The 25,649-nt window shown below is 71.0% G+C and carries 25 protein-coding genes; 11 read left to right on the top strand and 14 right to left on the bottom strand.

The features are described from left to right. Positions 1–20 precede the first annotated feature (20 nt). Both AC1MEY_RS15450 and AC1MEY_RS15445 read left to right on the top strand, forming a co-directional pair. Complete coding sequence (locus AC1MEY_RS15450) at positions 21–464, top strand: PPOX class F420-dependent oxidoreductase (protein ID WP_480226372.1); 444 nt, start codon at positions 21–23, stop codon at positions 462–464. 58 nt (positions 465–522) lie between these two features. Continuing rightward, on the top strand, positions 523–702 hold the full coding sequence (locus AC1MEY_RS15445; RefSeq protein WP_480226371.1) for a DUF5302 domain-containing protein: 180 nt from the start codon (positions 523–525) through the stop codon (positions 700–702). Here AC1MEY_RS15445 and AC1MEY_RS15440 read toward each other — a convergent pair. From AC1MEY_RS15440 to AC1MEY_RS15405, 8 genes are all read right to left on the bottom strand, one after another. Further along, positions 699–2,003 carry an acyltransferase family protein gene (locus tag AC1MEY_RS15440; protein ID WP_480226370.1) on the bottom strand — a complete coding sequence of 435 codons (1,305 nt, stop codon included), beginning with the start codon at positions 2,001–2,003 and terminating at the stop codon, positions 699–701. The genes AC1MEY_RS15445 and AC1MEY_RS15440 overlap by 4 nt on opposite strands. 49 nt (positions 2,004–2,052) lie before the next feature. Beyond that, positions 2,053–3,288 carry an MFS transporter gene (locus AC1MEY_RS15435; RefSeq protein WP_480226369.1) on the bottom strand — a complete coding sequence of 412 codons (1,236 nt, stop codon included), beginning with the start codon at positions 3,286–3,288 and terminating at the stop codon, positions 2,053–2,055. A gap of 59 nt (positions 3,289–3,347) precedes the next feature. Next, on the bottom strand, positions 3,348–4,979 hold the full coding sequence (locus tag AC1MEY_RS15430) for a solute symporter family protein (protein WP_480226368.1): 1,632 nt from the start codon (positions 4,977–4,979) through the stop codon (positions 3,348–3,350). Continuing rightward, entirely contained in the window at positions 4,976–5,338 is a 363-nt protein-coding gene (locus AC1MEY_RS15425; RefSeq protein WP_480226367.1) for a DUF485 domain-containing protein, read from the bottom strand. The genes AC1MEY_RS15430 and AC1MEY_RS15425 overlap by 4 nt, the downstream gene beginning before the upstream one ends. 147 nt (positions 5,339–5,485) lie before the next feature. Then, on the bottom strand, positions 5,486–7,222 hold the full coding sequence (locus AC1MEY_RS15420; protein ID WP_480226366.1) for a sodium/solute symporter: 1,737 nt from the start codon (positions 7,220–7,222) through the stop codon (positions 5,486–5,488). Between the two features lie 10 nt (positions 7,223–7,232). Beyond that, positions 7,233–7,598 (bottom strand): hypothetical protein, encoded by a 366-nt coding sequence (locus AC1MEY_RS15415; protein ID WP_480226365.1) that lies wholly within the window; start codon positions 7,596–7,598, stop codon positions 7,233–7,235. After that, complete coding sequence (locus AC1MEY_RS15410) at positions 7,591–8,412, bottom strand: LytR/AlgR family response regulator transcription factor (protein ID WP_480226364.1); 822 nt, start codon at positions 8,410–8,412, stop codon at positions 7,591–7,593. Before AC1MEY_RS15410 ends, AC1MEY_RS15415 begins: the two co-directional genes overlap by 8 nt. Before the next feature lies 1 nt (position 8,413). Beyond that, positions 8,414–9,622 carry a sensor histidine kinase gene (locus tag AC1MEY_RS15405; protein ID WP_480226363.1) on the bottom strand — a complete coding sequence of 403 codons (1,209 nt, stop codon included), beginning with the start codon at positions 9,620–9,622 and terminating at the stop codon, positions 8,414–8,416. Positions 9,623–9,679: 57 nt separating this feature from the next. Between AC1MEY_RS15405 and AC1MEY_RS15400 the strand changes: the two genes are divergently transcribed. Both AC1MEY_RS15400 and AC1MEY_RS15395 read left to right on the top strand, forming a co-directional pair. Then, a complete protein-coding gene (locus AC1MEY_RS15400) occupies positions 9,680–10,270 on the top strand; it encodes an HhH-GPD-type base excision DNA repair protein (RefSeq protein WP_480226362.1) in 591 nt (196 codons plus the stop codon). A gap of 104 nt (positions 10,271–10,374) precedes the next feature. After that, complete coding sequence (locus tag AC1MEY_RS15395) at positions 10,375–10,524, top strand: DUF1059 domain-containing protein (RefSeq protein ID WP_480226361.1); 150 nt, start codon at positions 10,375–10,377, stop codon at positions 10,522–10,524. An 85-nt stretch (positions 10,525–10,609) separates the two neighbouring features. Here the strand turns inward: AC1MEY_RS15395 and AC1MEY_RS15390 are convergent, their stop codons facing one another. Then, on the bottom strand, positions 10,610–11,680 hold the full coding sequence (locus tag AC1MEY_RS15390; RefSeq protein ID WP_480226360.1) for an Rv1157c family protein: 1,071 nt from the start codon (positions 11,678–11,680) through the stop codon (positions 10,610–10,612). A gap of 47 nt (positions 11,681–11,727) precedes the next feature. Next, entirely contained in the window at positions 11,728–12,351 is a 624-nt protein-coding gene (locus AC1MEY_RS15385; RefSeq protein ID WP_480226359.1) for a hypothetical protein, read from the bottom strand. A 170-nt stretch (positions 12,352–12,521) separates the two neighbouring features. On the opposite strand from AC1MEY_RS15385, the gene AC1MEY_RS15380 reads away from it, so the two are divergent. Beyond that, positions 12,522–13,721, top strand: coding sequence for a mannosyltransferase (locus AC1MEY_RS15380; RefSeq protein ID WP_480231509.1), 1,200 nt, complete (start codon positions 12,522–12,524; stop codon positions 13,719–13,721). On the opposite strand, the gene AC1MEY_RS15375 is transcribed toward AC1MEY_RS15380, so the two are convergent. Further along, positions 13,699–13,983: a 4a-hydroxytetrahydrobiopterin dehydratase gene (locus AC1MEY_RS15375; RefSeq protein WP_480226358.1), complete on the bottom strand. Its 285-nt coding sequence runs from the start codon at positions 13,981–13,983 to the stop codon at positions 13,699–13,701. The genes AC1MEY_RS15380 and AC1MEY_RS15375 overlap by 23 nt on opposite strands. A gap of 256 nt (positions 13,984–14,239) precedes the next feature. Between AC1MEY_RS15375 and AC1MEY_RS15370 the strand changes: the two genes are divergently transcribed. Continuing rightward, positions 14,240–14,650: a (deoxy)nucleoside triphosphate pyrophosphohydrolase gene (locus AC1MEY_RS15370; RefSeq protein ID WP_480226357.1), complete on the top strand. Its 411-nt coding sequence runs from the start codon at positions 14,240–14,242 to the stop codon at positions 14,648–14,650. A gap of 190 nt (positions 14,651–14,840) precedes the next feature. Here the strand turns inward: AC1MEY_RS15370 and AC1MEY_RS15365 are convergent, their stop codons facing one another. Further along, complete coding sequence (locus AC1MEY_RS15365) at positions 14,841–15,005, bottom strand: hypothetical protein (RefSeq protein ID WP_480231739.1); 165 nt, start codon at positions 15,003–15,005, stop codon at positions 14,841–14,843. Between the two features lie 72 nt (positions 15,006–15,077). On the opposite strand from AC1MEY_RS15365, the gene typA reads away from it, so the two are divergent. Together typA and AC1MEY_RS15355 are read left to right on the top strand one after the other, a co-directional pair. After that, positions 15,078–16,973 (top strand): translational GTPase TypA, encoded by a 1,896-nt coding sequence (typA, locus tag AC1MEY_RS15360; protein ID WP_480231508.1) that lies wholly within the window; start codon positions 15,078–15,080, stop codon positions 16,971–16,973. Between the two features lie 70 nt (positions 16,974–17,043). Beyond that, positions 17,044–18,858, top strand: coding sequence for an ABC transporter family substrate-binding protein (locus AC1MEY_RS15355; protein WP_480231507.1), 1,815 nt, complete (start codon positions 17,044–17,046; stop codon positions 18,856–18,858). On the opposite strand, the gene AC1MEY_RS15350 is transcribed toward AC1MEY_RS15355, so the two are convergent. Continuing rightward, positions 18,842–20,077, bottom strand: coding sequence for a chloride channel protein (locus AC1MEY_RS15350; protein WP_480226356.1), 1,236 nt, complete (start codon positions 20,075–20,077; stop codon positions 18,842–18,844). The two genes, AC1MEY_RS15355 and AC1MEY_RS15350, sit on opposite strands and share 17 nt — an antisense overlap. Positions 20,078–20,099: 22 nt before the next feature. On the opposite strand from AC1MEY_RS15350, the gene mshB reads away from it, so the two are divergent. Together mshB and AC1MEY_RS15340 are read left to right on the top strand one after the other, a co-directional pair. Continuing rightward, positions 20,100–20,963 (top strand): N-acetyl-1-D-myo-inositol-2-amino-2-deoxy-alpha-D-glucopyranoside deacetylase, encoded by an 864-nt coding sequence (gene mshB / locus AC1MEY_RS15345; protein WP_480226355.1) that lies wholly within the window; start codon positions 20,100–20,102, stop codon positions 20,961–20,963. Positions 20,964–21,092: 129 nt separating this feature from the next. Beyond that, positions 21,093–21,521 carry a hypothetical protein gene (locus AC1MEY_RS15340; protein ID WP_480226354.1) on the top strand — a complete coding sequence of 143 codons (429 nt, stop codon included), beginning with the start codon at positions 21,093–21,095 and terminating at the stop codon, positions 21,519–21,521. Positions 21,522–21,525: 4 nt separating this feature from the next. On the opposite strand, the gene AC1MEY_RS15335 is transcribed toward AC1MEY_RS15340, so the two are convergent. Beyond that, positions 21,526–22,680: a hypothetical protein gene (locus tag AC1MEY_RS15335; protein ID WP_480226353.1), complete on the bottom strand. Its 1,155-nt coding sequence runs from the start codon at positions 22,678–22,680 to the stop codon at positions 21,526–21,528. A gap of 192 nt (positions 22,681–22,872) precedes the next feature. Here AC1MEY_RS15335 and AC1MEY_RS15330 point away from each other — a divergent pair, with 192 nt between their 5' ends. Continuing rightward, on the top strand, positions 22,873–25,485 hold the full coding sequence (locus AC1MEY_RS15330) for a bifunctional FO biosynthesis protein CofGH (RefSeq protein ID WP_480226352.1): 2,613 nt from the start codon (positions 22,873–22,875) through the stop codon (positions 25,483–25,485). Positions 25,486–25,649: the final 164 nt, after the last annotated feature.

The raw sequence follows: 25,649 nt of genomic DNA, 5'->3' as shown, positions 1-25,649 counted from the left end.
GCGGTCGTAGGCTTGCGGGCATGACCCGCCACGTGTTCGACGACAAGCTTCTGGCCGTGCTCAGCGGCAACTCGCTCGGCGTGCTGGCCACCATCAAGCAGGACGGTCGACCGCAGTTGTCGAACGTCACCTACCACTTCGACGCACAGGCCGTCGCGCTGCAGGTGTCGGTGACCGAACCGCGCGCGAAGACGCGCAACCTCCGCCGGGATCCGCGCGCGTCGATCCACGTCGCGTCCGACGACGGCTGGTCCTACGCGGTCGCCGAGGGCGATGCGATCCTCACCCCACCCGCCGGGGCGCCCGACGACGACACCGTGGAGGTGCTGATCACGCTGTACCGCAACGTCGTCGGCGAGCATCCGGACTGGGACGACTACCGCCGGGCCATGGTCGACGACCGTCGGGTGTTGCTGACCCTGCCGATCTCGCACCTCTACGGCCTGCCGCCCGGCGTGCGCTGACCGCGCCATGCCGACGATCGCGGCGACGGCGTAGGCCCCGGCGCGCTACTGTTCGATCATGGCCGACGCACCCGAACCCGAACTGGACGACGAGAACAAGCGCAAGTTCCGCGAGGCGCTCGAGCGCAAGAAGGCCGCCGCCGGGAACGGTGCCAAGCACGAGGACGCCGGCAACAAGCAGCCCCGCGCGCACGGCCCGCAGGAGAGTCGCCGGGAGTTCCGCCGCAAGAGCGGCTAGGCCGACGCCGCCGTGACCGGCCGCGCCGCGATGCGCGCGGCGATCAATGCGGCCAGCATCAGCGAAACGCAGTACAGGCCCTGGTCTTTGAGGCCCCAGCCGACGGACGCCAGCGTCGCCGCGCCCGCGATGCACAGCAGCGTGCCGACCAGCGCGCTGCGTGGCCCCGCGGCGGGAACGGTGCCGCCGTCCCACAGCGGCAGCGGTGAGTTCTCCAGCGGCCGCAGGGCCAGGAACGCCAGCCCGACGAGTGCCGGCACCACCATCATCTGGACGACGCTCAGCACCAGGAAGTGCGGCTGACCGGGGTAGCGCGGCAACCCGAGGTGATCGAACGCCAGGTGGACGGCCAGCAGTACCGGCATGTGCCACAGGTACAGCGTCATCGCGCCCGTGTTGCCGATGACCGCGAACCGCCAGACCCCCGGGCGCCGGGCCCACCGGCGGATCGCGGGAGCACAGCCGATTGCCAACGCGCACAACACCAGCGCGTGTCCGGCCATCAGCAGCGACGGCGGCGACATGTTCTTGAGCTGCTGGGACTCGATGCCCACCAGGCTCAGCTCGTAGGGCCCCCACCGCAGCAGCGCCAGGTTGACCGCGAGTGCGCAGGCGCCCAGCACGAGGCCCTGCCGTGGACCGAGTAGGCGGCGCCGGTAGGCGACGCCGAGCATGCCCGGGATCAGCCACGCGACCAGGTTCACGTAGCCGAGGCCGGCGGGGACGTCGCCGCCGATGCGCAGGACGTCCACGACCGCGATCAGGAGGTAGGTCGCCGTCAGTGCGACGGCCACGCGCGCGGCCGTGGTGATGCGCGCCAGCAGTGGCATCGCCGCCAGCACCAGGACGTAGGCGCCGAGGAACCACAGCAGCTGGATGGAGATGCCGGCGACGGGCTCCCACACGTGCACGGGGAGCAGCGGTCGCAGTCCGATCAGCGCGACGGCCCAGAACGCGAGGTAGGAGAACACCGGCCGGTACAGCCGGGTGCAGCGCCTGAGCAGCCAGCCGCCCCAATTGCCCTGGTACGACTCGACCGACGCCGCCACCCCCGCGAAGAAGAACAGCGGCATGATCTGGAAGACCCAGGTGAGCGCCTGGAACACCACCGACGTGGTGAGCAGGTTGTCCCAGATGAAGACACCGTCGACGATGATGCTCGTCGCCATCACGGCGTGGCCGGCGACGACGCCGAGCAGCGCCATGATGCGAATGACGTCGATCGCGCGGTCACGGGTGACGGGGGTGCGCGCCTCGACCTCGGTCGCGCTGGGGAAGGCCTTGGAGAGAGCAGAAGCCATGCCGTCGAACCTAGGCGCGCGACGGCGCCGGAACCCTAGGTAGAACCACTCAATTCGCTGCGGCGGCGCGGGTGCGGGCCCGCGCCTCCTGGAACAGGATCGCGGCCAGGCAGATGGCCGAGAGCGCGGCCACCGCGATCGCGAACGTGATGCCCGCGGTACGCAGACCCCACTGCTGGGCGGCCAGTCCGGCTCCCACCACCGGCAGCGAGATCGCGACGTAGGCGACCACGAAGTAGGTCGAGCTGACCTCGGCGCGGCGCTCGGCGGGCGTGCCCTCGACGACGGCGGCCAGGCCGCGGCTGAAGCTGATGCCCTGCCCGGTACCGGCGACCACCGCGGCGACGATGAGCGTCGGCAGTGACGAGAAGTGCAGCGCGGCAGCCAGAACGCTCATGCCGACCACCAGCAGCGCGCAGCCGAACGCGACGGCGCGCGGCGGGTGCATCCGGCGGGCCAGCACCTGCGCGATCGCCGAGGCGACGAAGATCGTGCTCGCCACTGCGCCCGCGACCGCATGGTTGCCGATGCCGATCACGTTCGACAGGAACGACGGTGCGACGGCCATGAACAGGCCGGTGACGGTGAAGCCGGCGAACGCCGCGGTGGCCGCGGTGATGAACACCGGCCGCACGACCGGCGGGATCGACAACCGCTGCAGTCCGATCCGGCCGCCCTTCGACGACGTCTCCGGCACCCGCAGCACGGCGATCGCCGCGATCGCCATCAGCACGACGTGCAGGACGAACGGCAGCTGTAGCGGGTGCGGCACGTACTGGACGAGGATCCCGGCCACGATCGGGCCCAGGCTCAGGCCGCCGATGTTGGCGATCGTGGCGACCACGGCGGCGAACTCGCGCCGCGCCTCGGGGGCGGCCTCGACGATCGCGGCCGTCGCGGTGCCCGTCACGACGCCCGCCGAGAACCCCGACAGCAGGCGGGCGATCAGCAGGACGGGAACGCTGTCGGCGACTAGGAACACCCCGGCGCTCGCGATCGCGAACGCCACCCCCGCGAGTAGCAGCGGCTTCCGCCCGACGGCGTCCGACCAGCTGCCGAAGACGAGGAGCGCGGTCAGGACGCCGACGGCGTAGGTCGAGAAGATCACCGTCGTCGTCAGCACCGAGAAGTGCATCTCGTCGGCGTACAGCGCGTAGATCGGCGTCGGCAGGGTGGTGCCCATCATGGCCGCGGCGAACAGGTAGGCCAGGAACGGCAGCGCGTACCTGCCGGACGCGGCGGTGGATGGTCCGGTCTCGGGTGTCACCCGTCGAGTGTCGAGCACGACCCTTCACAACGCGCGGCGGGCACCCACGCTTCCCGGGATGCCCGCCTGCGCGACTGCTAGTGCGAGACCGCCTTCTCGGCGCCGATGCCGGTGAGCGACCGGACCTCCATCTCGGCGGCCACCTTCGGGTCCTCGTCGTCGGGCGAGGTGAAGGTACCGACGATGCCGAGGATGAACGCCAGCGGGATCGACACGATGCCGGGGTTGGCGAGCGGGAAGAAGGCGAAGTCCGCGCCGGGGATCATCGCCGTCGCCGAGCCCGACACGGCGGGGGAGAAGATGATCAGCACGATCGTGGAGATCAGCCCGCCGTACATGCTCCACAGGGCGCCGCGGGTGTTGAACCGGCGCCAGTACAGCGAGTAGATGATCGTCGGCAGGTTGGCGGCGGCGGCGACCGCGAAGGCCAGCGCCACCAGGAACGCCACGTTCTGCCCGTTGGCGAGGATGCCGAGGCCGATCGCGACGATGCCCAGCACGACGGCGGTGATCCGCGAGACCTTCACCTGCTCGGCCTCGGTCACCTGGTTCTTCTTCAGCACCGAGGCGTAGATGTCGTGCGCGAACGACGCCGACGCGGTGATCGTCAGGCCGGCCACCACCGCGAGGATGGTCGCGAAGGCCACCGCCGAGATGATGCCCAGCAGGACCACGCCGCCGAGTTCGAACGCCAGCAGCGGTGCTGCCGAGTTCACCTTGCCGGGCGCGGCCAGGATGCGGTCCGGTCCGACGATCGCCGCGGCGCCGTAGCCCAGCGCCAGGGTGAAGAGGTAGAACGCACCGATGAGCGCGATCGCCCACACCACCGAGCGGCGGGCTTCCTTGGCGGTTGGCACGGTGTAGAACCGCATCAGCACGTGCGGCAGGCCCGCGGTGCCGAGCACCAGCGCGATGGCCAGTGACAGGAAGTTGATCTGCGAGGTCACCGAGCCGCCGTACTGCGCGCCGGGGGCCAGCACGTCGCGGGCCGCGACGGCCTTGTCGGCGGACCCGGAGATCGCGGTCTGCGCGGCGCCGAGGATCTCGGAGAAGTTCGCACCGAACTTGGCGAGCACCATGACGGTCATCAGTGCGGCGCCGGCGATCAGCAGGACGGCCTTGATGATCTGCACCCACGTGGTGCCCTTCATGCCGCCGACGAGCACGTAGACGATCATCAGCACGCCGACGACGGCGATGACGACGGCCTGCCCGGCGGGGCTGGTGACGTTGAGCAGCAGCGCGACCAGGCCACCGGCGCCGGCCATCTGGGCGAGCAGGTAGAACAGCGACACGGTCAGCGTCGACGTGGCGGCGGCTACCCGGACCGGGCGCTGCTTGAGCCGGAAGCTCAGCACGTCGGCCATGGTGAACCGGCCGGTGTTGCGCAGCAGTTCCGCGACGAGCAGCAGGGCCACCAGCCAGGCGACCAGGAAGCCGATCGAGTACAGGAACCCGTCGTAGCCGTAGACGGCGATGGCGCCTGCGATGCCGAGGAAGCTCGCGGCCGACAGGTAGTCGCCGGCGATGGCGATGCCGTTCTGCGGACCGGAGAAGCCGCGGCCGCCGGTGAAGAACTCGTCGGCGGTGGCGTTCTTCTTGCTGGCGCGGATGACGACGATCATCGTGACGACCACGAACAGGGAGAAGATGCCGATGTTGGCGGCGGGGTTGCCGACGGCCTCGGCGGCGAGCAGCGTGGTGGTCACTTGGCGCGTCCTTCCAGTTCGGCCTCGAGTTCACCGCGGATGGCGGCGGCGCGGGGATCGAGTTCGCGGTTGGCGAACCGGACGTAGAGGCCGGTGATGACGAAGGTCGTCAGGAACTGCCCCAGCCCGATCAGCAGGCCGACGTTGACGTTGCCGAACACCCGGGTGGCCATGAAGTCGTGGGCGAACGCGCCGAGCAGCACGTAGACGACGTACCAGACGAGGAAGAACGCGGTCATGGGGAACACGAAGCGGCGCAGCCTGCTTCGCAGTTCCTGGAACTCGGGGCTGGCTTGGACTTCCTGATACCGCTCGCCGCTGATGGCGGCCGCGGGATCGGAGGGGAGGGTCTCGGGCACCGCTGGGTCTCCTGACGTGTGTGAACCGCGAACTGCGGATCAGCCTATTGAGACTCACGTCACACGCGGTCGGTTTCCGGCACCGGGACGCCGAAACCCGGGGGCGCTGCGGTGAGCGGCCACTTCGTGGCGACGAGCGGTCGGGGCTCAGCCCCGCGGTAGGCGTTCGATGCCCATGCCCAGCCGTTCGGGCAGGTGCATGCGGGCGAAGATCCGGGCGACGTCCTCGGGGCGCGATGCCGCGGTGAACCTGCTGACCACCACCATGACCAGGAACGCGAGGGGCACGGTGACGGCCGCGGGATAGCCGACGATGGCGGCGGGCCAGCCGCCGAGCAGCGCCTCGTCGAGGCCGCCGGTGATGGCCAGCGACGTGGCGACCCCCGACGCCGCGCCGCCCACGATCAGGCCGCACGCGGCACCGGCGGCGGTCAGTCCGCGCCACCAGATCCCGAGCACCAGCAACGGACACAGCGTGGATGCAGCGACGGCGAACGCCAGGCCCACGCTGCGGGACAGTTCCAGCGAGGAGGCCAGCAGCGCAAGGGGAATGGGGATCGCGCCGCCGACGAGCGCGGCGATCCGGAAGTCACGCACCCGGCCGCGCAGGACGTCCGTCGACAGGGCGCCGGCGATGCTGATCAGCAGGCCCGACGACGTCGCCAGGAACGCGGCGATGGCACCGGCGGCGACGAGCGCGGCGAGCCCCGCGCCGGCCATCCCGCCGATCGCCGCACTCGGCAGCAGCAGCACCGCGGCGTCGGCGGTGCCGGTGATCAGCAACTGCGGCACGAACTGTCGGGCGAACACCCCGAGCAGCGTCGGGAACAGATAGAACAGCGACAGCAGCGCGATGACGGCGAGCGCCGTCCGGCGGGCCGCGGTGCCGTCGGAGTTGGTGTAGAAGCGCACCAGGACGTGCGGCAGGCCCATCGTGCCGAGGAACGTCGCGACGATGATCGAGAGCACCTGGTACAGCGGATGACTGCCGCCGAGGCCGCCGCCGGAGGCCAGCCAGTCGGCACCGGCGCCGGGTGCCCCCGCGACCACCGGCGTCGCCGACCCCTCGGCGAGCGACAGGGTGCTCCCCGCCGCGAGCGTGTAGTCGCCCGAACCGGGGAACGGCCCGCCGTCGACCGGAGCGCCGTCGACGGTGCCGGTCACCGTGATGCCGGCCGGCGCGGCCACCTGCACCACGACGTCGGTCTCGACGGTGACGGTGGTCTGCTGGCCCACGAGCGGGGGCATCGGGCCGCCCAGGTCGGAGCCGTCGCGCACCACCAGCGCGAGCAGTGCGAGCGCGGGTACGGCGATGGCCGTCAGCTTGAGCCAGTACTGGAAGGCCTGCACGAACGTGATGGAGCGCATGCCGCCGCCGACGACGTTGACGATCACGATCGCGCCCACCGCCACCGGCCCGACCCAGACCGGGAACCCGAGCAGCGCCTTCAGCGCCAGGCCCGCGCCCTGGTACTGCGGCACCAGGTAGAAGGTGCAGACGACGACCACGACGAGCATCGCGACCTTGCGCAGGCGTGCGGACCCGAGCCGGAACTCGGCGAAGTCGGGCACGGTGTAGGCGCCCGACCGGCGCAGCGGCGCGGCGACGAACAGCAGCAGCCCGAGGTAGCCGGCGGTGAACCCGACCGGGTACCACAGCGCATCGGCGCCGTACTTGGCGATCAGTCCCGCTACCCCGAGAAACGATGCCGCCGAGAGGTATTCGCCGGAGATCGCCGCGGCGTTCCACTGTGGGCCGATGCTGCGGGACGCGACCAGGAAGTCGGACGTGGTGCGCGACAGCCGGATCCCGTAGAAGCCGATCGCGATGGTCGCCAGTGCGGCCGCCAGGAGTGCGGCGGCGGTCAGCGGGGCGTTGGTCACGGCCGGGGTGTCACGGTTCGTCGTCGATGACGCGGACGAAGTCGCGCTCGCCCTGCTCGGCGAGCCGCACGTACAGCCGCCCGACCCCGTAGAGCACCGGGTACACGACGACGGCCAGCAGCAGCCAGTTCAGCTGGATGCCGAGGACGCGGATCTCGGCGATCTCGGGGAACGCGCCGACGACGAGGGGGACGGCCGCCACGGCGGCCAGCACGACGGCGGCGAGGCGCAGCGCGAGGCCGAGCTGCGCGCGCACCAGCCCGCGCACCAGGGCGTCGCCCACCTGGGTCTGCTCCTGCACCTCCACGCGGGTCCGGATGACGCGGGCGCCGCGGCGGTGTGCCAGCACGACCCGTTCGCGTTGCGGCCTAGTCATGGTCGGGTTCGCCTCCCCGGTCGAGCCCGCCGATCCCGGGCCGCAGGTTGCGCATGGGGTCGCGGATCAGCCGGTCGCGCAGCTCCTTGGCCTGCCTGCGGCTCACCGGCAACTCCACGGCGGGCGACGCGCCGTTGGCCCGCAGCCGCACCAGCACCGAGCCATCGGTCGTGCGGACGCCGGTGACCTGCCGCAGCGCGACCAGGTACGAGCGGTGGATGCGCTGGAATCCGCGCTCGCGCCAACGGGATTCGAGCGTGCTGAGCGGGATGCGGACCAGGTGCGCACCGGATGCCGAATGCAGCCGCGCGTAGTCGCCCTCGGCTTCCACCCAGCCGATGCTCTCCCGCGGCACCAGCTGCGTGATGCCGCCGAGTTCGGCGGGGATGACGTCGGCGTCCTCGTCGAGCGGGGTCTCCTCGCGACGGTCGGTGGCGAGCGCCAGTACCCGGCGCACCGCCTCGTCGAGCCGGCTCTGCCGGATGGGCTTGAGAAGATAGTCGACGGCGCCGACGTCGAAGGCCTCGACGGCCTTGTCGTCGTGCGCGGTGACGAAGACGACGGCGGGCCGGTAGGAGAAGTTGGCCAGCACGCCCGCCAGTTCGAGACCGCTGAGCCCGGGCATGTTGATGTCGAGGAACACGGCGTCGATGTGGCGCTGGTTCAGTTCGCGCAGCGCCGACGTCGCATCCGCGGCGGCGGCGACCTCGTCGATGCAGGGATGTTCGCCGAGCAGGTAGGCGAGTTCGTCGAGGGCCGGTGCCTCGTCGTCCACGGCCAGCACCGTCAGGCTCTCTCTGGACGCCCCGCTCACGTCATGCCCCTCCGCCGGCCCGGACGCCGGACGCGAACTTCGGTACCCGCATGATGACCTTGGTGCCCGACCCCATCGCCGTCTCGACAACCAGACCGTAATCGTTGCCGAACGCCGCCCGCAGGCGATGGTCCACATTCGTCAGCCCGACGTGCGCCGAATGCCCCGCGACGGGTGTGGCACCGTCGGCCAGGGCGTCGGCCGGGCCCGACCGCAGCGCCTCGGGGTCCATGCCGACGCCGTCGTCCTCGACCGTGATGACGCAGTCGGTGCCCTCGTCGAGCGCCACGATCTCGACGCTGCCGCCCCGCCGGTCGGCGAAGCCGTGCCGAACGGCGTTCTCCACCAACGGCTGCAGCACCAGGAACGGCACCACGACGTTCAACATCTCGGGCGCGACCTGCAACCTGACCTTGAGCGCGTCGCCGAAGCGCGCCCGCTCCAGCGTCAGATAGCGGTCGATGTTGCGCAGTTCGTCGGACAGCGTCGTGTACTGCCCCGCCGCGCGGAACGAGTAGCGGGTGAAGTCCGCGAACTCGAGGACGAGGTCGCGGGCGCGGTCGGGATCGGTGCGGACGAACGAGGCGATGGTGGTGAGCGCGTTGTAGATGAAGTGCGGGCTGATCTGTGCGCGCAGGGCCAGCACCTCGGCGCGGTCGAGTCGGGCGCGCGACGCGTCGAGGTCGGCGAGTTCGAGCTGGCTCGCCGCATAGCGGGCCACCTCGCCGATCGCCCCGAGCGTGCCGGGCCCGGGTTCCCGCGCCAGCACCGCGACCAGCACGCCGAGGGTGTCGCCGCCGTCGGTGACCAGCGGTTGGGCCACCATCGATCCGCCGCGGTGCTCGGCCATGATGCGGCGTTGGCCGGTCAGTGCGTCGGCCGCGGCGGTGGTCGCCTCGGCGATCACGTCGTCGGGCCAGGTGGCGCGATCGGCGGGGTCGTGCGCGAGGTGCTGGCCGGCGTCGTCGAGCAGCACGACGCCGTCGGCGCCGGTGAGCCTGCGCAGGAACGGCGCCGCGCGCAACGCCGAGTCGGCGGTGAGCCCGTCGCGCAGTTCGCGCGCCGCGAGCGATGCGGTGTGCAGTGCCTCGTGGGTGGCGCGCTCGGTGGGGGTGGCCACGACGCGGCGGGTGCGCACCGCGACGACGGCGGCGATCACGGTGGCCAGGATCAACGCGGCCGCGAGTGCTATCGCGATCTCACCCGGCATGTCACCTCGCACTGATCGGGTCGGGTCCTCACGTGGGGGCCACCTTAGACTGGGCCGATGGCGAAACTGCAGCTCGTGCAAGATCCGGCGGCCGACGAGCTGCTGGAGTCGAACCCGTTCGCGCTCCTCGTCGGCATGCTCCTGGACCAGCAGATCCCGATGGAGGTCGCGTTCGCGGGTCCGCGGAAGATCGCCGACCGGATGGGCGACGTGGACGCGCGCGAGATCGCGGACTACGACCCGGAGAAGTTCATCGCCCTGGTGTCGGAACGTCCCGCGGTGCATCGCTTCCCGGGGTCGATGGGCAAGCGGGTGCAGGAGCTGGCCCGCGTCGTCGTCGACGAGTACGGCGGCAGTGCTCCTGCGTTGTGGACGGCGGGCGATCCCGACGGTGCCGAGGTGTTGCGGCGGCTCAAGGCGTTGCCCGGCTTCGGCGATCAGAAGGCGCGGATCTTCCTGGCGCTGCTCGGCAAGCAGTACGGGGTGACGCCCACGGGGTGGCGCGAGGCGGCGGGCGACTACGGCAGGGACGGCGTGCACATGTCCGTCGCGGACGTCGTCGACGCGAACTCGCTGGACGAGGTGCGGGCGTTCAAGAAGGCCGCGAAGGCGAAGGCGAAGGATCAGGCGAAGGCCGCCAAGTCCTGACCCCGGCCCGCCGATCCTGCTGGGAGATCGCGTCCGGGCCCGACATCGCGATCCGACCGCAGTCTCGGCAGCGGGGGAGACCCTGCTCGTGGGATCGTTGAGTCATGGCGAAGACACATTTGAACTGCCCGTGCGGCGAGGCGATCACCGGCTCGGACGAAGACGATCTGGTGGAGAAGGCGCAGAGCCATCTCTCGGAGTCGCACCCCGGTCGTGAGTACGACCGCGAGATGATCCTCTTCATGGCGTACTGACCGAAGCCGCGAGCGTGCGCGTCGCGCCGGGGAATCAGGCCGGCGTTCAGGTCGACGCGCACGCTCGCGGGGTGGGACGGTGGCTTCAGGGCACCACCGTCGAGCCAATGGTCGGCATGAACTGACACTGCTTCTCAGTGGTCGTCACCTGACCGAAGATCGTGGACATGATGGATCCGGACCCGGTGTCGGCGATCGCGACGAGGGTGGTCGGACCCGCGGGGTTGATGTCGCCCTGCGGCTTGAGCGTCGCCGAGCCGGACTTGCCCGACGTCAGGTTCACCCAGGTGACGTTGAGCGGCAGCTTCTGCTCTGCCGCGGGACCGGGGGTGCCCATGGCGGTGAACACGTAGGCGGTCTGGCCGGCCGCGGGGCCGGGGGCCGGGATCTTCGCCGGGCCGGCGACCGAGATCGCCGTCGCCAGAACGTTTCCGCCGTCCTTCATGCAGCCGTTGCTGATCGACGGGTACATGAAGTCCTGCGTCACCGGCGCATCCGGGCCGAAGCCGGGAGTGGCCTCGCCGGGTGCGGGCGCCGGCGCGGCAGCCAGTGCGGCCGCGTCGGGTGCGGGGACGGCGGGGTCGGGTGCCGGTGCGGGGACGGCCTCCGGTGCGGGGGCCGGAGCAGGTGCGGGCGCCGCGAGTGCGTCCGGCGCGGGAGCCGGCAGGGCCTCGGGGGCAGGAGCGGGTGCGGGTTCGGGTGCCAGTGCGGCCTCGGGAGCCGGGGCCGGTGCCGCCGCCGGAACTGCCTCGGGCGCAGGCCCTGCCGCGTGGGCGGGGTTGATGCCAGCAGGCAGGTGCGCCTCGGTGCCGGGTGTCACCCCGGCCGCCGGGACGTGCGCCACCTGAACCGCCGCCGGATCGGTGACGAACTGGTTGACCGCGGCGGCCACGTTCTTGGAATCCGCGGGGGCTGCCGAATTCCCCGCGAACGCCGCCGCGGCGGCCATGAGCATCGATGCGGCGTTCGTCGGATCCGCGGCCGCCTGCTGAATGGCGGGCGCGATGCTTTCGATCGCCGGCAGGCCAGGTGCCTGCAGGTTGCCGATCGGCACCGGCAGCGGTGCCGCCGGTTCGGCGTGGGCGACCGTCTGGGCACCCATGACCAGTACGGCCGATGCGCCGATCGCAGTGAACAGCGTCCTCATCGATGACATGACTCTCCCGTGTATTTGATTCCGAGTGTCTGTTGGTCAGCTGACGATCACGGCAGGCCGGAAGTCGGGAACATCAGCGGTGCAAGGCTTTCCAGGCTGGATGCACCGGCGGTCGCGGCGGCCGGGGCGGCTGCGACGGCGGGGCCGGCGGCGGCCGGGACCGCGGCCACCGAGTTGGTGGGCAGCAGGCCCGCGAGCGGGATGCCCGGGGGCAGCAGCGAAGCCAGGTCACCGGCCAGGCCGGCGGTCTGCGTGGACGGCGTCGCGACCGGTGCGACGGGTGCCTGCGGCAGCGTGACCTGGGCCAGCGGCGCGGGGGCCGCGGCCGGTGCGGTCTGGGGAAGGTTGACCTCGGCGAGCGGCGCCGGTGCCGCGGCGGGTGCCGCAGGCGCGGTCAGCGGCGCGGCGAGGGCGTTCAGCGGTGCGGGCAGCGAGCCCGGCTGCGGGAGGTTGACCGCGGCGGTGGGGGCCGGGGCGGCGGCGGCGACCGGCTTGGCGGGGCCGGTGAGCATGGAGCCCAGGGCCTGCAGCATCTGCGGCGCGGCGGCCACCGGGTCCAGGGGCAGGCCGGGGATGCTCGGCAACGCGGGGGCCGGCGCCGGAACGGGCTCGGCTGCGGCGGGAGCCGACAGCGCCAGTGCGGCACCGACTGTCCCGGCAGCGGCAATCATGCTGGTAGCGAACAGTTTTCTTGCGATGTTCATCGTTCTCCCAATCGGTTGTCGGCACGTCTGCAACCGAAGCTACGGAGTTACTGGTGTTACTCAAGTGACACGTGTGGCATTTACTCAACCGTTATGCACACGACGGCTCCGCGTGACCGGTCGCTAGAGTCGGGCGGATAGATCACCTTTCGCCCACGGCGCCGGCCGACGCCCCCACCAGGAGCCGCCTGTTGCGTGCGGCGCCCTGGCTGCTCGCGCTCAGCATCGCCGCCCGACTCGCCTGGACGTACCTGGTTCCCAACGGCGCGAACTTCGTGGACCTGCACGTCTACGTCGGCGGGGCCGCCACCATCGGGACCGGCCGGTCGCTGTACGACTTCGTCTACGCCGACCAGACGCCCGACTTCCCGCTGCCGTTCACCTACCCGCCGTTCGCCGCGGTGGTGTTCCAGCCGCTGCACCTGCTGCCGTTCGGCGTGTTGTCCTTCATCTGGCAGATCGGGATCATCGCGGCGCTCTACGGCGTGTCGTGGTTGACGCTGCGTCTGCTGAACCGCAGCGGCCATTCGCTCGCGATGCTGTGGACCGCCGTCGGCATTTGGACCGAACCGCTGCGCAGCACGTTCGACTACGGCCAGGTGAACGTCATCCTGGTCCTCGCCGTGCTCTACGCGGTGTACAGCACGCGATGGTGGCTGTCGGGACTGCTGGTCGGTCTCGCCGCGGGCGTGAAGCTGACGCCCGCGATCGCGGGGCTGTACTTCCTCGGCGCGAAGAGGTGGGGTGCGGCGGTGTTCTCGGGGGTCGTGTTCTTCGCGACCGTCGGCGTCTCACTGCTGGTGCTCGGCGACCAGGCGCGCTTCTACTTCACCGACCTCCTCGGCGACGCCGGACGGATCGGCCCGATCGGCACGTCGTTCAACCAGTCCTGGCGTGGCGGCGTCTCCCGGATCCTCGGGTACGACGCCGGATACGGACCGGCCGTGCTCGCGGCCCTCGCGGTGACCGCCGTGCTCGCGGTGCTGGCGTGGCGCGCGATCGGGGGCGCATCGGACAGGCTCGGTGCGATCCTCGTCGTGCAGTTGTTCGGGCTGCTGCTGTCGCCGATCTCCTGGACCCACCACTGGGTGTGGCTGATCCCGCTGATGATGTGGCTGCTGCACGGGCCGCTGCGCTCGCGCGCGGGCGCGCGGATCCTCGGCTGGGGCTGGCTGGCCCTGACGCTGATCGGCGTGCCGTGGCTGCTGAGCTTCGCCCAGTCGACGATCTGGGAGATCGGGCGGCCCTGGTACCTGGCGTGGGCCGGCCTGGTCTACGCCGTCGCCACGCTGGCGACCCTGGCGTGGATGGCCGCTAGCCGCCGACGATCCCGTTGATCTCCCGGGCCATGTCGACGTCCTTGTCGGTGATGCCGCCCTCGGAATGCGTGACGAGCGCGAATGTCACGGTGCGCCAACGGATGTCGATGTCCGGATGGTGATCCTGCTGCTCGGCCACCTGGGCCACGCGACGAACCGCGTCCACCCCGGTCAGGAACTCGGGGAAGTCGACCGACCGGCGCAGTGCCCCGTCGGCGCGCTCCCACCCCCCGAGGTCGGGTAGTACGGCGTCGACCTGCTCGTCCGTGAGAACCGTCATGCCTCGGGTATACCGCGTGCCGCCCTCGGAGACCAGGGGTCCTGTGGCCGCGGACGGCACGTGAACTGCCCACCTCGTAGCGACAACTCGCGACACGACGACCCATTGTCGCGACTTGTCGCTCAGAGGCGGGCACGGATCATTCCCGCTCCGGCGGGCCCGGCGGCACGGAGGCGGGCACGGATCATGCCGGCCCCGGCGGCACGGACCGAACCGCAGCCGCACCGGCCGCGTCGTCACGTACCTTGACCACATCGTGACCGGACCCGAACCCGTCGTCGTCGTCGCAGGAGCCCTCGTCGACGGCGCCACGCTGCTGATCGCGCAGCGCGAACGCCCGGCCGAACTGGCGGGCCTGTGGGAACTCCCGGGCGGCAAGGCCGCGCCGGGCGAGTCGGACCAGGAGGCGCTCGTCCGCGAACTGCGCGAGGAACTCGGCGTCGAGGTGACCGTCGGGGAGCGGGTCGGCGACGACGTGACGTTGAGCGCGTCGATGACGCTGCGCGCCTACCTCGTCACCCTCGTGGACGGCGTCGTCACACCGCACGACCACCGCGCGCTGCGCTGGGTGCGCGCCGACGACCTCCACGACGTGGATTGGGTGCCCGCCGACCGCGCCTGGCTGCCCGATCTGACGACGGCGCTGGGATCCGCTCGGCCCCGATGATCACCGGCCGTGGTGACTTGCGGCACACACCCGACGGAGGCGTCCCGACCCCGATCCGACGACGGCGCGCCCCGGGATGCCGCCGTAGAACGACGTGCCGGCCCGGCGCGGGCGCCGGCACGATCGGCTCCGAAGACGGGACGGCGGACGACGGGTCACCGACCCCGTCCTGCGCCATCCCCGCAGCTCATCACGCCTTTCTCGCGCGTTTGAACACCTTCTCCAGGTCCTTGCCGCGGATGCCGGACAGCTCCGCCCTGTGCACCTTGTGCAGGACCAGCGGGCACCGCTTGCACCGGGGCTTGGACCGGCAACACTTCTTCTTCGCCTTGACCCCAGCGAACTTCTCGACCACCACGACCCTCTCGTGTGTACCTGCACGTTTTCGCGATTGCCCACCTGCGCTGCGACAATCGTGGACGTGGATTTGCCCCAAGACTTTCGTAACGTAGCCATCGTCGCGCACGTGGACCACGGCAAGACGACCCTCGTCGACGCGATGTTGCGGCAGTCCGGCGCACTCAGCCACCGCGGCGACGACGCCATCGAACGCCTGATGGACTCCGGTGACCTGGAGAAGGAAAAGGGCATCACCATCCTGGCCAAGAACACGGCCGTGCACCGTCACAACGCCGACGGCACCATGACGGTGATCAACGTCATCGACACCCCCGGCCACGCCGACTTCGGTGGCGAGGTCGAGCGCGGTCTCTCGATGGTCGACGGCGTCCTGCTCCTGGTCGATGCGTCGGAGGGCCCGCTCCCGCAGACGCGCTTCGTGCTGCGCAAGGCGCTGACGGCGCACCTGCCGGTCATCGTCTGCGTCAACAAGACCGACCGCCCGGACGCCCGCATCGCCGAGGTCGTCTCCGAGAGCCATGACCTGCTGCTCGACGTCGCCTCCGATCTCGACGAGGAAGCGCAGAAGGCCGCCGAGTTCGCGCTCGGCCTGCCCACGCTGTACGCCTCGGGCCGCGCAGGCATCGCCAGCACGACCGAGCCCGCCAACGGCGAGAACCCCGACGGCGAGAACCTCGACCCGCTGTTCGACGTCCTCATGGAGCACATCCCGCCGCCGCAGGGCGACCCCGAGGCGCCGCTGCAGGCACTGGTCACCAACCTCGACGCGTCGGCATTCCTCGGCAGGCTCGCGCTCGTCCGCATCTACAAGGGCAAGCTGCGCAAGGGTCAGCAGGTCGCGTGGATGCGCGAGGTCGACGGACACCCCGTCATCACCAACTCGAAGATCACCGAGCTGCTCGCCACCGAGGGCGTCGAGCGCACCAGCACCGACGAGGCCGTCGCCGGTGACATCGTCGCCGTCGCGGGCATGCCCGAGATCATGATCGGCGACACCCTCGCCGACATCGAGCACGCCCACGCGCTGCCGCGCATCACCGTCGACGAGCCCGCCATCTCGGTCACGATCGGCACCAACACCTCGCCGCTGGCGGGCAAGGTGTCCGGCCACAAGCTCACCGCACGCATGGTGAAGAGCCGCCTCGACAGCGAACTGGTCGGCAACGTGTCCATCAAGGTCGTCGACATCGACCGTCCGGACGCGTGGGAGGTGCAGGGTCGTGGCGAGCTGGCGCTGGCCATCCTCGTCGAGCAGATGCGCCGCGAGGGCTTCGAGCTGACCGTCGGCAAGCCGCAGGTGGTCACCCGGACCGTCGACGGCAAGCTCCACGAGCCGTTCGAAATCATGACGATCGACTGTCCCGAGGAGTTCGTCGGCGCCGTCACCCAGCTGATGGCCGCACGTAAGGCCCGCATGGAGGAGATGGCCAACCACGCCGCAGGCTGGGTGCGGATGGACTTCATCGTGCCCTCGCGTGGCCTGATCGGCTTCCGCACCGACTTCCTGACGCTGACCCGCGGCACCGGCATCGCGAACGCGGTGTTCGAGGGGTACCGCCCCTGGGCCGGCGAGATCCGCGCCCGGCACACCGGATCGCTGGTCTCCGACCGGAGCGGCAAGATCACCCCGTTCGCGATGACGCAGCTGTCCGATCGTGGACAATTCTTCGTCGAGCCCGGTGACGACACCTACGAGGGTCAGGTCGTCGGGATCAATCCGCGTGCGGAAGACCTCGACATCAACGCCACCCGTGAGAAGAAGCTCACCAACATGCGTTCGGCCAACGCGGACGTCTTCGAGACGTTGGCGCGACCGATGGAGATGGGCCTCGAACTGGCCATGGAGTTCTGCGCCGAGGACGAGTGCGTCGAGGTGACCCCCGAGGTCGTCCGCGTGCGCAAGGTCGAACTCAACGCCTCGCTGCGTGCTCGCGCGAAGTCCCGCCTGAAGGCGCGCAACTGATCAGGTGCGGGTGGTCGTTAACCTGAACACCGTGCCGACGAAGACGCGACGCGTATCGACCGTCGTCGGCATGCTGTCCTGCGTGCTGCTGGTGGGTTCGTGCACGGTGAGCCCGCCGCCGGCGCCGCAGAGCACCGACACCACGGTGAGCACGCCGCCGCCGCCCATGAAGGCGACGCAGATCATCATGGCGATCGACTCGATCGGGGCTGGGTTCAACCCGCACCTCATGTCGGACCAGTCGCCGGTGAACGCCGCCATCTCGTCACTGGTACTGCCCAGCTCCTTCCGGCCGATCGCCGACCCGGCGTCCCCCACGGGATCGCGCTGGGAACTCGACACGTCCCTGCTCGAGTCCGCCGACGTCACCAACGGCGACCAGTTCACCGTCACCTACAAGATCCGGCCCGAGGCGTCCTGGACCGACAACGCCCCGATCGCCGCCGACGACTACTGGTACCTGTGGCGCCAGATGGTCAGCGAGCCCGGCGTCGTCGACCCCGCGGGCTACGACCTGATCACCGGGGTGCAGTCGGTGGAGGGTGGCAAGACCGCGGTCGTGACGTTCTCGCAGCCGTATCCGGCGTGGCGGGAACTGTTCAACGACCTGCTGCCCGCGCACATCGTGAAGGACGTGCCCGGCGGCTTCGCGGCGGGTCTGGCCCGCGCGATGCCCGTGACCGGCGGCCAGTTCCGCGTCGAGAGCATCGACCCGCAGCGCGACGAGATCCTCCTGGCCCGCAACGACCGCTTCTGGGCCGAGCCCGCCAAGCCAGACCTCATCCTGTTCCGGCGCGGTGGCGCACCCGCGGCGCTCGCCGACTCCATCCGCAACGGCGACACGCAGGTGGCCCAGGTGCACGGCGGGCAGGCGGCGTTCGCGCAGCTGAGCGCCATCCCCGACGTCCGCACCGCCCGCATCGTCACGCCCCGGGTCATGCAGCTGACGCTGCGCGCACAGCAGCCGATGCTCGTCGACCCGCAGGTGCGCAGGGCCATCCTCGGACTGCTCGACGTCGACCTGCTCGCCGCCGTCGGCGCGGGCAGCGACAACACCGTGACGCTGGCGCAGGCCCAGGTGCGCTCACCCTCGGACCCCGGCTACGTCCCCACCTCGCCGCCGGCGATGACGCGGGAGGCCGCGCTCGCCCTGCTGGGTCAGGCCGGTTATCAGATCGAGCCGGTGGCGACTCCGGTTCCGCCGACACCCGGCACGCCGCTGCCCGACGATCGCGGCCGCGTCACCAAGGACGGTCAGCCGCTGGCGCTGGTGCTGGGCGTCGCCGCCAACGATCCGACCTCGGTGGCGGTGGCCAACACCGCGGCCGACCAACTGCGCAGCGTCGGCATCGCGGCGTCGGTGCTGGCGTTGGATCCGCCGACGCTCTACGGCGATGCGCTGGCCGACAACCGGGTCGACGCGATCGTCGGCTGGCACCAGGCGGGTGGCGACCTGGCCACCGCGCTGGCATCGCGGTACGGCTGTCCGGCGCTGGTGGCCGCGGCCGTGACGACCGCGCCGCCCACCGGCTCGCCCGCGCCGAACCCGACGTCGACGACGACCACCCCGCCCACCACCACGACCACCACCGCGGGCCCGGCACCGGAGTCCGACCAGCTCGTCCAGGCGCCCAGCAACCTGACCGGGATCTGCGACCGCAGCATCCAGCCGAGGATCGACGCAGCGCTCGACGGCACCGAGAACGTGGCCGCCGTCATCGACGCCGTCGAGCCCCGCCTGTGGAGCATGTCGACGGTGCTGCCGATCCTGCAGGACACCACGATCGTCGCCGCGGGTCCGAGCGTCCAGAACGTCAGCCTCGGCGGTGCGGTGCCGGTCGGCATCGTGGGCGATGCCGGCAAGTGGATCAAGCTGCCGCGGTAGACCTTCGGCGGTCCCGTGCCCGACGGATGGTGTCTGCCGCGTAGGCCGCGACGCCGAACACCAGTAGCACCCACAGCGGCGGCCGGGCGAGTTCCCAGACGAACAATGCCGCCCACAGCGGTGCGCGCTGCGTGACCGCCAGCACGCCGGCGGCACAGGTCAGCGACACCGCCGACACCGAGAGATCGGTTCCCGTCCACTGATTCACCGCCAGGGTCACCACCGATCCCGCTGCCGCACCGGTCGCGAGCGCGGGTGTGATCATGCCGCCCACCGCGCCCGCGCGCAGGAACAACGCCGTCAGAAGCGGTTTGAGGCACAGGATGGCCGCCGCGGCACCGAGCGTCAGGCTCGCGTCGACGCTGACGGTGAGGACGCTGTGCCCGTTGCCGGGCAGTTCGGGCCGCCAGATGGAACAGACGCCGGTGACCAACCCGGCACCCGCGATCGTGGGAACGAGTGTCCACGAACGGATCTGAGGCTTTCGCCGAGCCGCCGTCACGAGCCGGTCGAAGGCCAGGCCGATCGCCACCGACAGCGGTGCGATCGCCAGCGCGAGGAAGACGAACAGGTAGGACAGCGACGGATCGGGCCACGTCAGCGAGCGCTCGACGTGCGTCACCGGCGACGCGACGGCGACGGCAATGCTCGAGGTGATGAGGGCGGTCCCCAGCGCGCGAGGATGCCACGTGCCGAGCAGGATTCGCGTCGCGAACAGTGCGCCGCCCAGCGGGACGCCGTAGACCGCGCCGAGTCCCGCACCCGCCGCGCACGCCAGCAGGATCTCCCGGTCGCGCGGCGTGAGCGACAGCCGCGACGTGCCGAGGTCGCCCATCGACGCGGACAGCTGCCGCGGCGCACCCTCCCGGCCCAGCGACGCGCCCGCGCCGACCAGCAGCACCTGCAGTCCCGCGTCGAGCGACATCCGCAGCCGGGGGATCGGCCGGTGCTCGGCGATGGTGGCCGACAGGCTCGGCACGTCGGCGCGGCGACGCAGCAGCCACCAGCCCAGTCCGGCCAGCGCGCCACCGATCATCGGTCCGATCGCCCGCCGAACCGGGCTGCTGTCGCCCACGCCGGACAGCAGGGACCCGAACGAATAGTGGTAGGTGAGGTGCTCGACGGCGTGCAGCAGCACCGTGGTCAACGCACCCGCGACGCCGGCGAGGATCCCGATCACCACGATGCCGCAGAGGTACTCGCACGCGCGCCGCGACACCGGGTGAATCTATCTTGTCCGAATGGAAGTTCCGCGGTTGCTCTTCGTCCACGCCCATCCCGACGACGAGACCCTCGTGACCGGCGCGACCATCGCCCACTACGCGTCCCGTGGCGCCGAGGTCTGCGTCGTCACGTGCACGTTGGGCGAGGAGGGCGAGGTCATCGGGGACCGCTGGGCCCGGCTCGTCGTCGACGGCGCCGATCAGCTCGGCGGTTTCCGCATCGGCGAACTCACCGCCGCACTGACCCACCTCGGCGTGGCCGAACCCGTGTTCCTGGGCGGCGCCGGACGCTGGCGCGACTCCGGCATGGTCGGGACGCCGCCGCGGCACCGGGAGCGGTTCGCCGACGCGGTGCTGGCCGAACCCGTCGCCGCGCTCGCCGAGATCATCGCGTCCATGCGCCCGCACGTCGTGGTCACCTACGACGGGAACGGCGGGTACGGCCACCCCGACCACATCCGCACCCACGAGGTCGCGATGGCGGCGGTCGCCGAGGCCGCCGGTTCCTGGCGGGTGCCCAAGGTCTACTGGACGGTGACGTCGCACACCGCGCTGGCCGACGGCCTCGCGGACCTCGCCGCCGTCGACCTGCCCGCCACCTGGACCCGGGTACCGGTCGCCGACTTCCCGTTCCGCTTCGACGACGGCGAGATCGACGCCGTCATCGACGCACCCGAGAGCCGCCCGGCCAAGATCGCGGCGATGCGCGCGCACGCCACCCAGGTCACCGTCACTCCCGACGGCCGGGCGTTCGTGCTGTCCAACGACGTCGTGCAACCGGTGCTGCACGCCGAGCACTTCGTGCTCGCGGCGGGCGACGCGGGGGAGCGCGACGGGCGCGGCTGGGAGACGGATTTGCTGGCAGGCGTGAATCTCGGATAGCTCGGCTAGGACGAGGTAAGCTCCGAACGACTCGGCGGCGCGACTGCGTGACTGACCAGAAGGGATGGCGATGGACCCGGACCTGGATCCCAACCTGCAGCACTGGCAGGACCGCCTGGACAACTTCCAGTGGGTCACGGGCTCGCTCGTCGCACTGCTCGACAGCATCCCGACCTGATCGTCGACGCTCCGGGCTGGCAACGGCCCGTGATTCTTGGTGTCCTCGCAGTCGACGGCGTGATCTCCGCGATCGCGGGCGCCCTCTTTCTTCCCCTCTACGTCGGCGGTCTGCCGTTCCCCATCAGCGGGCTGGTCAGCGGCGCCGTCAACCTGGCGCTGGTGTGGGCCGCGTTCCAGTGGACGTCGTCGGTCCGGGTCGCGGCGTTGCCGCTGTGGGCGTGGCTGCTGACGGTCGTCGGCCTGTCGCTCGGCGGACCCGGCGACGACATCGTGTTCGGCGGCGCGGGCATCATGCAATTGGGGCCGATCGTCATGCTGGTCCTCGGCGCGGCGCCCCCGGTCTGGTTCGTGTACCGGCGGACGCAGGTGCGGGTCTGACCGCTTAGGCGTCGGGCTTCGCGTCGGGCTTGGTGTCGGTGTCGGGCGTGGTGTCTGCGGCTGGCGGGGCGGCGGTCTCGACGTCCTCGACCTTGGTAGTCCCGGTGGTGGTCTCGCCCGTCGTGGCGCCGGTGGTGGCGCCAGTGGTCGGCGTGGTGGTCGGCGTGGTGGTCGGCGTGGTGGTGCCGCCACGCACCTCGCCCTGCGCCCGAACCGTGCCGTTGGTCGTGGTGGTCGGCGCGTCGTCCTCGACGGACTCGGCGGTTGGCTTCTCCGTGGGCTCTTCGGTCGTGGGCGCCTCTGCCGTGGGCTCCTCGGCCGGTGCTTCGGCCTGGGGCTCTGCGGGTGTTCCGGGCTCCGGTGTCGCGGGCCCGGGCGTCTCGACTTCAGCCGGCCCGGGAATCGTTCCGCCGTCGGCCCCGGCCCCGGCCGCGCCGTCGACGTCCTCCTCGACCGCCGCGGGCAGCTCGGCGTCCGGCTGCTCCAGCCGCGCGGCCTCGGTCGACGCGGCGGTGACGTCGAGCGACAGGCTGGTGGCGTCCTGAACGGTGAACGGCAACGGAGGGAGCGGCGGGATCAGCCAGCCGAAGAAGTTGTTGAACTCCGCGATGCCGGTGTTGATCAGCGCGATGACCGAGGTCGTCGCCACCGCGGCGAGGCCGTCCAGGTAGGCGAACAGATTGAGGGGGTCGTTGACCACCGGAACGATCAGGTCGTAGACGACGCTGTCGGCGATCGGCCGCACCAGGTTGTAGTAGACGATGCCGACCTGATCACCGATCAGGTATCCGTACGGGATGAACTGCAGGACGTACTGCGACAGCTCGACGCCGTAGTCCACCCACCCCTGCAGCCACTGGTAGCCGGCGACGATCCCGTCGGACAGGGCGTTCAGGGGCACCGGTGCGGCAAGTGCGGCAGGCAGCAGGTCGGCGGCCTCCGGGTCGATGCGCTCGATGGCGGCGCGTGCGGTGGCGAGCTGCTCGGGGCGGAGCGGCTCGACGACCAGCGGCGTGACCGCGGCGGCCAGGCCGACCTGCGTCGTCGACGTGGGCGTCGCGTCCCGGTGGGTGGTCACTTCGGTGGGGGCGGCGACCAGGGACGAGATGGCGAGCGCCGCGACACCGGCGGTCACGTGGGAACGGAGGGAGACGTTCATCGTGGTGGCCTTCCGGCGTGGGGAGCGACGGGGACGAACTTACGCGGGTGTCAGCCCGGTCGGACGTTTCTCGCGAGAAGGGCCACGCCGGTGTCGAGCCGCTCGGACTACTGTGACGTCTATGCGAGCAGCGGTTCCATGCGGAATGTGGACAGGGCGGATGATTTCCGTCGACCACGGAGTTACAGGGGAGTGGCTCTGAACTCCCAGCGCGGCACTGCTCTGCCCAGCCCGGTGGTCCCCTCGAAGTCGGGGCCCCCTGGAACCGCCGATTCCGCCGACGCCCCCGCGCCGAGCCCGGCAGCGATGAAACGGGTGCTGCGACGCGCACGCGACGGCGTCGCCCTCAACGTGGACGAGGCCGCGATCGCGATGACCGCGCGCGGCGACGACCTGGTCGACCTGTGCGCCAGCGCCTCGCGCGTCCGCGATGCGGGTCTCGAGGCCGCGGGTCGCCGCGGCGCGACGGGCAAGCTTCCGGTCAGTTACTCGCGCAAGGTCTTCATCCCGGTGACGCACCTGTGCCGCGACACCTGCCACTACTGCACGTTCGTCACGGTGCCCGGCAAGCTGCGCGCCGAGGGCCGCGGCATGTTCATGGAGCCCGACGAGATTCTCGAGGTGGCCCGCCGCGGCGCGGAACTCGGCTGCAAGGAGGCGCTGTTCACCCTGGGTGACCGCCCCGAGGCGCGCTGGGACGAGGCGCGTCAGTGGCTCGACGAGCGCGGCTACGACTCGACGCTCGACTACGTGCGGGCGATGTCGATCCGGGTGCTCGAGGAGACCGGGCTGCTGCCCCACCTCAACCCCGGCGTGATGAGCTGGTCGGAGCTGAGCCGGCTCAAGCCGGTGGCCCCCTCCATGGGCATGATGCTCGAGACCACGTCGCGGCGTCTGTTCGAGACGAAGGGCCTCGCCCACTACGGCAGCCCCGACAAGGACCCCGAGGTGCGGCTGCGCACGCTCGACGACGCGGGACGCCTGTCGATCCCGTTCACCACCGGTCTGCTCGTCGGCATCGGCGAGACGCTCACCGAGCGCGCCGAGACGGTCCACGCGATTCGCCGCTCTCACAAGGAGTTCGGGCACGTCCAGGAAGTCATCGTGCAGAACTTCCGGGCCAAGGAGCGCACCGCGATGGCCGGTACGCCCGACACCGGCATCGACGACTTCGTCGCGACCATCGCCGTCACCCGCCTGGTCATGGGGCCCAAGGTCCGCATCCAGGCGCCGCCCAACCTGGTGTCGCGCGAGGAATGCCTGGCGCTGATCGGCGCCGGCGTCGACGACTGGGGCGGCGTCTCGCCGCTGACGCCCGACCACGTGAACCCCGAACGGCCGTGGCCCGCGCTCGACGACCTCGCCGCGGTCACCGCCGAGGCCGGTTACGACCTGGTGCAACGTCTCACCGCCCAGCCGCAGTACGTCCAGGCGGGCGCGGCGTGGATCGACCCACGCGTGTTCGGGCACGTCGCTGCGCTCGCCGACCCCGAGACCGGACTGGCGCTCGACGTCTCCCCGGTCGGGCGGCCATGGCAGGAGCCCGACGAGGCGACCGAGTCGCTCGGCCGCACCGACCTGCAGGCCGCGATCGACACCGAGGGACGCCGCACCGAGACCCGTAGCGACCTGGACTCCGCCTTCGGCGACTGGGAGTCGATCCGGGCGAAGGTCGAGGAGCTGGCGGCCCGCGCGCCGGAGCGCATCGACACCGACGTGCTCGCCGCGTTGCGGTCGGCGGAGCGCGACCCCGCAGGCTGCTCCGACGACGAGTATCTGGCGTTGGCCACCGCAGACGGCCCGGCCATGGATGCCGTTGCGGCGCTGGCCGATTCGCTGCGACGCGACGTCGTCGGCGACGACGTGACGTTCGTGGTGAACCGCAACATCAACTTCACCAACATCTGCTACACCGGCTGCCGGTTCTGCGCGTTCGCGCAGCGCAAGGGCGATGCCGACGCGTTCTCGCTGTCCACCTCCGAGGTGGCCGACCGCGCCTGGGAGGCGCACGTCGCAGGCGCCACCGAGGTCTGCATGCAGGGCGGCATCGATCCGGAGCTGCCCGTCACCGGGTACGCCGACATCGTCCGCGCGGTCAAGGCGCGGGTGCCGTCGATGCACGTCCACGCGTTCAGCCCGATGGAGATCTCCAACGGCGTCACCCGCAGCGGCACGTCGATCCGCGAGTGGCTGACCGACCTGCGGGCGGCGGGACTCGATTCGATCCCGGGCACGGCCGCCGAGATCCTCGACGACGAGGTGCGCTGGGTCCTGACCAAGGGCAAGCTGCCGACGTCGATGTGGATCGAGGTCGTCACCACGGCTCACGAGGTGGGGCTGAAGTCGTCGTCGACGATGATGTACGGCCACGTCGACACCCCGAAGCACTGGGTCGGCCACCTCAACGTGCTGCGCGGCATCCAGGACCGCACCGGCGGGTTCACCGAGTTCGTGCCGCTGCCGTTCGTGCACCAGTCGTCGCCGCTGTACCTGGCCGGCGGCGCGCGCCCCGGCCCGACGCACCGCGACAACCGTGCCGTCCACGCGCTGGCGCGAATCATGTTGCACGGCAGGATCGACAACATCCAGACCAGCTGGGTGAAGCTCGGCGTCGACCGCACGCGCGTCATGCTCAACGGCGGGGCAAACGACCTCGGCGGCACGCTGATGGAGGAGACCATCTCGCGGATGGCGGGCTCGGAAAACGGGTCGGCCAAGTCGGTCGAGGAACTCGTCGCGATCGCCGAGGGCATCGGTCGTCCGGCCCGTCAGCGCACCACGACGTACACCCCCCTCGCCGCCTGACGCGTCCCCCCCCTGTGATCCGTGGGGGTCCTTCCGCGAGCGTGCGTGTTTGCGGGCGACACGCCGGGCTGGAACCTGAGTTCGTGCACGCTCACGGGTGCGCAGCCTAGGCTGCCCTAAGCCTTAGGAACCCGAAACACATTGCGCCGAGACTCTTTCAACGC

This window comes from Mycobacterium sp. PTI7, assembly GCF_056679845.1.
The sequence above is the reverse complement of the archived record's forward strand: the minus strand, read 5'-3'. Positions and strand labels throughout refer to the sequence as shown.

Coding starts and splice junctions, on each gene's coding strand:
- AC1MEY_RS15375 (WP_480226358.1), bottom strand. CDS start 13,983: ATGACGGTTCTCACGGACGAGCAGGTCGACGCCGTACTACCCGACCTC.
- AC1MEY_RS15355 (WP_480231507.1), top strand. CDS start 17,044: ATGCTGTCCTGCGTGCTGCTGGTGGGTTCGTGCACGGTGAGCCCGCCG.
- AC1MEY_RS15385 (WP_480226359.1), bottom strand. CDS start 12,351: ATGATTGCCGCTGCCGGGACAGTCGGTGCCGCACTGGCGCTGTCGGCT.
- AC1MEY_RS15395 (WP_480226361.1), top strand. CDS start 10,375: ATGGCGAAGACACATTTGAACTGCCCGTGCGGCGAGGCGATCACCGGC.
- AC1MEY_RS15450 (WP_480226372.1), top strand. CDS start 21: ATGACCCGCCACGTGTTCGACGACAAGCTTCTGGCCGTGCTCAGCGGC.
- AC1MEY_RS15390 (WP_480226360.1), bottom strand. CDS start 11,680: ATGTCATCGATGAGGACGCTGTTCACTGCGATCGGCGCATCGGCCGTA.
- AC1MEY_RS15400 (WP_480226362.1), top strand. CDS start 9,680: ATGGCGAAACTGCAGCTCGTGCAAGATCCGGCGGCCGACGAGCTGCTG.
- AC1MEY_RS15440 (WP_480226370.1), bottom strand. CDS start 2,003: ATGGCTTCTGCTCTCTCCAAGGCCTTCCCCAGCGCGACCGAGGTCGAG.
- AC1MEY_RS15405 (WP_480226363.1), bottom strand. CDS start 9,622: ATGCCGGGTGAGATCGCGATAGCACTCGCGGCCGCGTTGATCCTGGCC.
- AC1MEY_RS15335 (WP_480226353.1), bottom strand. CDS start 22,680: ATGAACGTCTCCCTCCGTTCCCACGTGACCGCCGGTGTCGCGGCGCTC.
- mshB (WP_480226355.1), top strand. CDS start 20,100: ATGGAAGTTCCGCGGTTGCTCTTCGTCCACGCCCATCCCGACGACGAG.
- AC1MEY_RS15415 (WP_480226365.1), bottom strand. CDS start 7,598: ATGACTAGGCCGCAACGCGAACGGGTCGTGCTGGCACACCGCCGCGGC.
- AC1MEY_RS15445 (WP_480226371.1), top strand. CDS start 523: ATGGCCGACGCACCCGAACCCGAACTGGACGACGAGAACAAGCGCAAG.